The sequence below is a fragment of the Streptomyces siamensis genome (assembly GCF_039543605.1).
In the GTDB taxonomy this organism is placed as follows: domain Bacteria; phylum Actinomycetota; class Actinomycetes; order Streptomycetales; family Streptomycetaceae; genus Streptomyces; species Streptomyces siamensis.
Window position 1 is genome coordinate 330,735 of record NZ_BAABKB010000010.1, and the last position, 7,164, is coordinate 337,898.

Here is a 7,164-nt window from a genome sequence, read left to right on the forward strand (position 1 = left end):
CGCCCGGAGCCCCGCGACGACTCGACCGCCAATTGGGAGACGCGACTCGATCGCTGCTGTCCTTTCACCGCGCGGGCGCGGGTGCTGGAGGGCGGACCGGCACAGGGCCGGAACGAACGGGAGCACGGGGAACGGGCAACGGGGAACGGGAGAACGAGCAACGGAGTGGGAGGTGGGAAGGGTCGGCGGCGAGGGGCCGCGCACGACGGCGCCGCCCGCCCGGTCGCGACGGGCGTGTGCCCGTCGCGACCGCCGCCGGCGGCGTGCCGCTCCGCACCGGGCCGGGTCAGGCTCCCCCGGGCACGTCCTGGACGTCCTCGGGACGGATCTTCGGAAGGGCGAGGACGAGCAGGCAGGACAGGCCGAAGCAGCCGATCTGCCAGAACACCACCTGTTCGAAGCTGTCGCCGAAGTTGGACTTGCGCGCCTCCGGCACGGCCTTGCCGAGCACCGCGGCCTGCACCTGCGCCTTGGTCCGCGCCGGCACCGGCGCGCTCGCCATCTGCTTCTCGATGCGCGCGCAGCTCGCCGGTGTGGCGGTCAGGTCCTTCTGGTTCATCTTGTCGTGGAAGCAGGTCCGGAATCCGGTGGTGACCTGCGTCTGCTGCGCCTCGGAGAGTCCGGCCGCGGCGAGATCGGAGCGCAGTTCGGGCAGCGCGGTCCGGCTGGCGCCGTCGGCGTTCGAGCCGAGCAGTCCGTAGAAGAGGATGCCGGCGACGGCGATGCCGATGGCGATGCCGACCTGCTGCACGGTGGCGAGCATGCCGGACGCCGAACCGGCCTCGCGGGAGCGGATGCCGGCCAGGATGATTCCGGTGCAGGGGGCGAGGAAGAAGCCGCCACCGAGGCCGGCGACCATCAGCGACGGGACCAACTGGTAGCCGTGCAGGTCCGATCCGGCCCAGTGCAGGGTGCCGATCACACCCGACATGCCGACGAGCAGCAGGCCGGTGCCGACCGCGAGGGTCTTCGTGCCGAGCCGCTTCACGACGGCTGCCGAACGGGCCGAACCCACCGCGATGAGCGCGGCGAAGCCGAGGCTGACCAGTCCCGCGGAGATCGGGGTGTAGCCGAAGCCGATCTGCAGGCTCATGAAGAAGACCATGAAGAACGACGGGATGCCGGCGAAGAACACCACACTGATCACGAGGCCGACCGTGAACGAGCGCTCCTTGAACAGCCCGCTCGGCACCAGCGGTGACCTGTCGGCCAGCTTCGACAGCTTGTTCTCGTACACGAAGAACTCGGCGAGCACGAGCGGACTCAGCACGAGGAGCACCAGGCTCCAGCCGGGCCAGTCGTGTTCACGGCCGATGACCAGCGGCAGGATCAGGCTGAAGAGTCCGGCGCTGAGGATGATCGCGCCGGTGACGTCGAGCCGCCGGGCACCGCCGCCCGAGGACTCCGGGATCTTGGCGAGGCCGAGGAGCAGGGCGATCAGGCCGACCGGCAGGTTGACGTAGAAGATGGCCCGCCAGTCGGTGTCCATGATGTTCAGCTCGATCAGCCAGCCGCCGAGCACCGGACCGAGCACTGTGCCGAGTCCCACCGAAGCGCCGTACATCGCGAGCGCCTTGGGGCGCTCCTTGGCCGAGAACGTGACCTGGATGATCGACAGCACCTGAGGGAACATCAGGCCCGAGCACATGCCCTGGAGCACCCGGGACACGATCAGGAAGGTCGAGCTGGGGGCCGCGCCGCACAACGCCGAGGCGAGGGTGAAACCGAGCATGCCGATGAGGAAGATCTTGCGGCGCCCGTAGATGTCGCCGAGCCGGCCACCGGTCACCAGGACGCACGCGAAGGCGAGCGAGTAGACGGCGACGACCAGTTGGATCTCGGCGAACGTCGAGCCGAGGTCGCTCTGCAGCGAGGGCAGGGCGACCATCGTGATCGTGGTGTCCAGCATCTGCATGAAGATGGCGGACAGCGTGACGGCGAGGATCACCCAGCGTGCGGGGTTGGCCGGGGATCCCGGGACGGGCGAAGTGCCGGGCGGGGCCGCCGCCTTCACGCCCGCGTCAATCGATTCCATGTTCCCTCCTTGGGTACGCCGTCCGCTGACAGCACCCCGAGTTATTCATTCTCCAATGAAGTCTACGAGTACTGAATTCCAATCCGCAAGGTCGATGGCCGTGTTCCGGACAGCGTCCACCGCCGCAACGGCCGTTCATGTGCGTCTCGTTGACGTGCGGGTACTGCTGCGGGACAGTCAGGAGCGGCTGTGCGCACGTGCGTTCCGGATCAGCGACGGGCGGCCGAGTCCGGCCTCCTCGCGCTCCCGTGCCGTCGCCGGGTCAACACCTGCCGAACCGCCCGGCACCTGTGGCCGGACCGGCGTGACAGCATGCGGTCATGTCTGTCCGGCACCCCGGCGGCGCGCCCTGTGCGATCACCGTGCCGCACTCCGTGCCCGATGACGCCTGGTACCCGGAGCGGGAGCTCGTCGGCGAGCGACGAGCCCTGGTGACCGCGATCGTTCCCGACGAGGACCCGGCACGGGAGCCGACGGTCTGCTTCGACCCCGGGCGGCACCTGGACGTGCCGTTCGAGGTGATGCGCTGGTTCATGGACCAGGTCGAGGAGGAGATCCGCACGTCCCGCGCCTGGATGCGGCCGCGCCCCGAACTCGTCGAGGCCATCCACCAACTACGCCAGGAGCACATGGGCGTCGTCGACGACGACCGCTTCCCTCAGGTCCTGGCAGAGGTGCGCGCGGCGGTCCCGGAGGCGGATCTCCCCGCCGTGCTCGCCGCGGCGTTCGGGCGTGGGCCCGACGGGACCACCATGGACGGTCCGCGGGCGCCCCGGCCTGCGGACGACCAGGGAGCCGACACCTGAGTGGACTTCAGGAGAGGGCTCGCGACGCTTCCACGGCCTCGATCAGGCACGCGCGGCCGTCCGCGCCGATCACCCCGTCCGGCATCGTCCCGTCGTCCGCCGGCGCGCGCGGAGCGAAGGCGTGTGCGGCGAACGCGGCCCGGCGCCGGGCGCGTTCCGGGCCGGGTGATCGCGGTCGGCACCGAGGAGCAGCACCCGGCCTTCGTCGTCCGCGTCGGCGGGCCGGGACAGTTCAGCGGCGACGCATTCCGGCACGCCCGCCTTCAGGCCGCCCGCCAGACCGTCATGTCCGCGGTCAGGAAGCTGGACCCGCTCTCCGGCAGCGCGGTCGACTTCACCTGGATCACCAGCAGCGCGATGTCCCCGGAAGGGTGCTTGACGCAGATCTCGCTGCCGGCCGCCACCGCGGCGAGCGGCAGACGGTGACTGTCGGCGCCCTTGAGCGTGAGACGGCACGAATCGAGGGTGGCCCCCGGCTCGCCGTACACCATCGCGATCACGCTGCTGTCACTCTCCAGCGCGCAGGAGTCGCCGCAGACGAAGCGGACGTCCCCCTTGCGGTCCTTCCGCTCGACCGGTTCCTCGATGTCCAGCGAGTTCTTCTCGTCCAGCCACTGGAGGGGGTACGGGACGGCCCGCGGCGGCGCGGACGCGCTCTGGGAGGGGTGCGCGGCTCCGGCTGCCCGGCCGTCCGCTCCCGAGGTCGCCACGGATGCGGGTGAGGACGCCGACGAGCGTGCGGACGCCGCCGGACCGGACGCCGAGGGTCCGGCCGCGTTCCGATGGCCGAGCCGGTCCTTCACGTCCATCACCGTCCACGCCAGGCCGACCAGGCCCGCCAGCAGCAGCGCGCCCGCCGTGACGACGGCGCCCGTGACCAGTGCGGTGCGCCGGCGGCGGAACCGCCGGACGTCCGTTCCGGCCGACTGCGGGCCGGCGAGCAACGGCAGCGTGTGCACCGGGGTGGGGTCGGGGACCGGAGGGGGTACCGTCACCTCCGGCCCGGCGACCTCCCGCCACACGGACGGCCCCGCGCCCCTGTCGGCGTCCGGGCCCAGCCGCTGCCGGCACCAGGCGACGACCTCCGCCGGGGTCACCCGCTCCTCCGGATCGGCCGCCAGACACCGGGCGACGAGCGGACGCAGCTGCTCGGGAAGGAGGGACAGGTCGGGTTCCGAATGCACGATCCGGTAGAGCACGTTGACGGCGGGTCCGTCCCCGTACAGCGGCTCGCCCAGTGCCGCGAACGCCGCCGTCTGGCCGAGCGCGAAGACGTCGCTCGCCGCGGTGACCTCCCCCGCGGACGCCTGCTCGGGCGCCATGAACGACGGGGTGCCGATGGCGGTGCCCGTGACGGTGTGCGACGTGGCGTCGGAGGCCAGCGAGATGCCGAAGTCGATCACACGCGGCCCGTCGGCGGCCAGCAGCACGTTGGAGGGCTTCAGGTCCCGGTGCACGATGCCGGCACCGTGGATGGCCTGAAGCGCCTCGGCGATCCCCGCCATCAGCCACAGCACGGCGGGCACCGGCAGCGGTCCGCGCCGCGCCACGGCCTCCGCCAGGGAGGGCCCGGGCACGTACAGCGTGGCCAGCCAGGGCGGTACGCCTTCCGCGTCGGCGTCGATCAGCTCGGCGGTGTACGCGCCCCGGACCCGCCGCGCCGCCTTGATCTCCCGGCGGAACCGCCGGCGGAAGTCCGGGTCGTCGGCCAGCTCCGGGCGCACCACCTTGATCGCCACCGGTCGCCCGCCCTGCGTGTGGGACAGGTAGACCCGGCCCATGCCACCCACGCCGAGCCGGGCGGCGAGGCGGTACCCGGCCACCAGGGCCGGATCGTCCGCCCGAAGTGGCTGGAACACCTCGGTGGCGTTGTCCATCGGCCCTCGTCCCCCCGCTCCCCTGGCCCCTCGCTGCGATGAGTTGACCAACAGCAGGAGCCTAAGTGCCCCGTGAAACCTGTTCGGAGCCGGGTCACGTGGTGCCAACAGGGTGCGGCTTCTTACGGGTCCTCCGACTCGACCAGGGTGCCGCGCCGCGGCACCACATACGAGAGGCCGCCGACGAAGGCGGCACCGTCGTCCCGAAGCCGCCGGGCCGCCGAGCCGCCGGGCGGGAGAGCCGGAGACGGGTGAGCCGGTGACCCCGCGAGCGGGTCAGCCGGTCAGCCCGTGAGCCGGTCAGCCCGTGAGCCCGTAAGCCCGTGAGCCCGTAAGCCCGTGAGGGGCAACGACGGCCGCGGCCCGCGACGCTCCTCAGTCCCCGGCCGGAGCAGGAACCGCCCCCGCCGGATCCGCCGTCAGAAACGCGGCCACCGCCGGGGCGAGCACACGCACGAGTTCCGAGGAGTCGCCCTCGGCACTCAACTCGGGAGGCAGGAGACCCATGTGACGTGACGTCATGACACCGACGAGCAGACTGCTGATCAGCGCCAGCCTGATCTCGTCCGCTCCCCCGACCCCTTCCGGGACCAGGGACTGGCTCATCCGTTCCCGGGCCGCGGGCAGGTCGAGCGCGGAGCGCAGCACACCGAGGATGCGCCGCCGCTGGACAGGGTCGCCCCAGTCGGTCACCGCGTGCCGCAGGAGCCACTCGGCCGTACCCGGATCGCGTCGCGTCATCGCCTCGCGGAAGATCTCGGCCGGCCTGACCGTCTCCGCGACGACGGCGTCGTACAGCGCCTCCTTGGAGGTGAAGTAGTGGCCGATCAGCGCCGGATCACAGCCGGCGTCCGCGGCCACCGCGCGGAGCGAGGTGTTGCGGTAGCCGAGTTCGGCGAAGAGATCCGCGGCGGACCGCATGATGGCCCGACGACTCCCGGCTGCGCCTCTGGTTTCGGCCAAGGCGGCACTTCCTCTCGATCACGAGTTCCCCCGAAGGACGTGCCTCCCGCCCGGTCTCCACACGGGTGCTTTCGCGGCGACGGGGCAGCGTGACGCCACCCTCCACATCAATTCATCCAGCCATGAAGTCTACACACAGTGACTTCTTGGGTCAAAGCTTTCACGACATCCGAGACGTACCCCAACACCCTTACGGGCGTGGGCGTTTGTGACGTTACCAGCACTGGTGATCGATACCCGGAACACGCGCCGAGTGCGCGCCACCAGACCTCCTCCGCGCCCCGCCGCGCTCAATTCAACGCCCATTGAAATTATTCGGCGATCCCCCTACGCTCGCAGCGGGCGCCCAACCCTCGTTCAGTGCGACGGCTCTGCGGGTGCGCATGCCCGCGCACGCGCACTCCGCCCCAGGGAGAGGCACTTGCAGGTGACGAAACAGACGGACCGGCTCGACCGGGTGATCATCCGGTTCTCGGGTGACTCGGGCGACGGCATGCAGCTCACGGGTGATCTGTTCACCTCTCAGACGGCGTCCTTCGGCAATGACCTGGCGACGCTGCCCAACTTCCCCGCGGAGATCCGCGCGCCCGCAGGCACCCTGCCGGGCGTGTCGAGCTTCCAGTTGCATTTCGCGGACCACGACATCCTCACGCCGGGTGACGCGCCGAACGTGCTGGTCGCGATGAATCCGGCCGCCCTGAAGGCGAACATCGGGGACGTGCCGCGCGGCGCGGAGATCATCGTCAACACGGACGAGTTCACCAAGCGGGCGATGACGAAGGTCGGCTACGCGAACAGCCCGCTGGAGGACGGCTCCCTGGACGGCTACCGCGTCCATCCCGTACCCCTCAACACCCTCACCGTGGAGGCGCTCGCCGACTTCGGCCTGGCCCGCAAGGACGCCGACCGCTGCAAGAACATGTTCGCGCTGGGTCTGCTGTCGTGGATGTACCACCGGCCGACCGAGGGGACCGAGAAGTTCCTGCGGAACAAGTTCGCGAAGAAGCCGGACATCGCCGCCGCGAACATCGCCGCCTTCCGAGCCGGCTGGAACTTCGGCGAGACCACCGAGAGCTTCGCCGTCTCCTACGAAGTCGCCCCCGCGGCAGAGGCCTTCCCCGCCGGCACCTACCGGAACATCTCCGGGAACCTGGCACTCTCGTACGGCCTCGTCGCAGCCTCCCAGCAGGCCGACCTGCCGCTGTACCTCGGCTCGTACCCGATCACCCCGGCCTCCGACATCCTGCACGAGCTGAGCAAGCACAAGAACTTCGGCGTCCGCACCTTCCAGGCCGAGGACGAGATCGCCGCCGTCGGCGCGGCCCTGGGCGCGGCATTCGGGGGTTCACTCGCCGTCACGACCACCTCCGGCCCCGGCGTCACCCTCAAGGCCGAGGCTGTCGGTCTGGCGGTGTCGCTCGAACTGCCGCTGCTGGTCGTCGACATCCAGCGCGGCGGCCCCTCCACCGGCCTGCCCACCAAG

General features: G+C 70.9%; 5 protein-coding genes. 2 read left to right on the forward strand and 3 right to left on the reverse strand.

All coding sequences use genetic code 11. The annotated features are described in order from the left end of the window. Positions 1–286 precede the first annotated feature (286 nt). Positions 287–2,035 carry an MFS transporter gene (locus ABEB03_RS17915; protein ID WP_345649490.1) on the reverse strand — a complete coding sequence of 583 codons (1,749 nt, stop codon included), beginning with the start codon at positions 2,033–2,035 and terminating at the stop codon, positions 287–289. Positions 2,036–2,355: 320 nt separating this feature from the next. Here ABEB03_RS17915 and ABEB03_RS17920 point away from each other — a divergent pair, with 320 nt between their 5' ends. Further along, complete coding sequence (locus ABEB03_RS17920; protein WP_345649493.1) at positions 2,356–2,841, forward strand: hypothetical protein; 486 nt, start codon at positions 2,356–2,358, stop codon at positions 2,839–2,841. 263 nt (positions 2,842–3,104) lie between these two features. On the opposite strand, the gene ABEB03_RS17925 is transcribed toward ABEB03_RS17920, so the two are convergent. Both ABEB03_RS17925 and ABEB03_RS17930 read right to left on the reverse strand, forming a co-directional pair. Further along, positions 3,105–4,718, reverse strand: coding sequence for a serine/threonine-protein kinase (locus ABEB03_RS17925; RefSeq protein ID WP_345649496.1), 1,614 nt, complete (start codon positions 4,716–4,718; stop codon positions 3,105–3,107). Positions 4,719–5,093: 375 nt separating this feature from the next. Next, the gene (locus ABEB03_RS17930; protein WP_345649499.1) at positions 5,094–5,639 is read right to left on the reverse strand and encodes a TetR family transcriptional regulator; all 546 of its coding nucleotides are present in this window, start codon (positions 5,637–5,639) and stop codon (positions 5,094–5,096) included. A gap of 355 nt (positions 5,640–5,994) precedes the next feature. Between ABEB03_RS17930 and ABEB03_RS17935 the strand changes: the two genes are divergently transcribed. Beyond that, positions 5,995–7,164 (forward strand): 2-oxoacid:acceptor oxidoreductase family protein (locus ABEB03_RS17935; RefSeq protein ID WP_425589261.1); only part of this gene is annotated, 1,170 nt, incomplete at its 3' end.

Coding starts and splice junctions, on each gene's coding strand:
- ABEB03_RS17930 (WP_345649499.1), bottom strand. CDS start 5,639: ATGCGGTCCGCCGCGGATCTCTTCGCCGAACTCGGCTACCGCAACACC.
- ABEB03_RS17915 (WP_345649490.1), bottom strand. CDS start 2,035: ATGGAATCGATTGACGCGGGCGTGAAGGCGGCGGCCCCGCCCGGCACT.
- ABEB03_RS17925 (WP_345649496.1), bottom strand. CDS start 4,718: ATGGACAACGCCACCGAGGTGTTCCAGCCACTTCGGGCGGACGATCCG.
- ABEB03_RS17920 (WP_345649493.1), top strand. CDS start 2,356: ATGTCTGTCCGGCACCCCGGCGGCGCGCCCTGTGCGATCACCGTGCCG.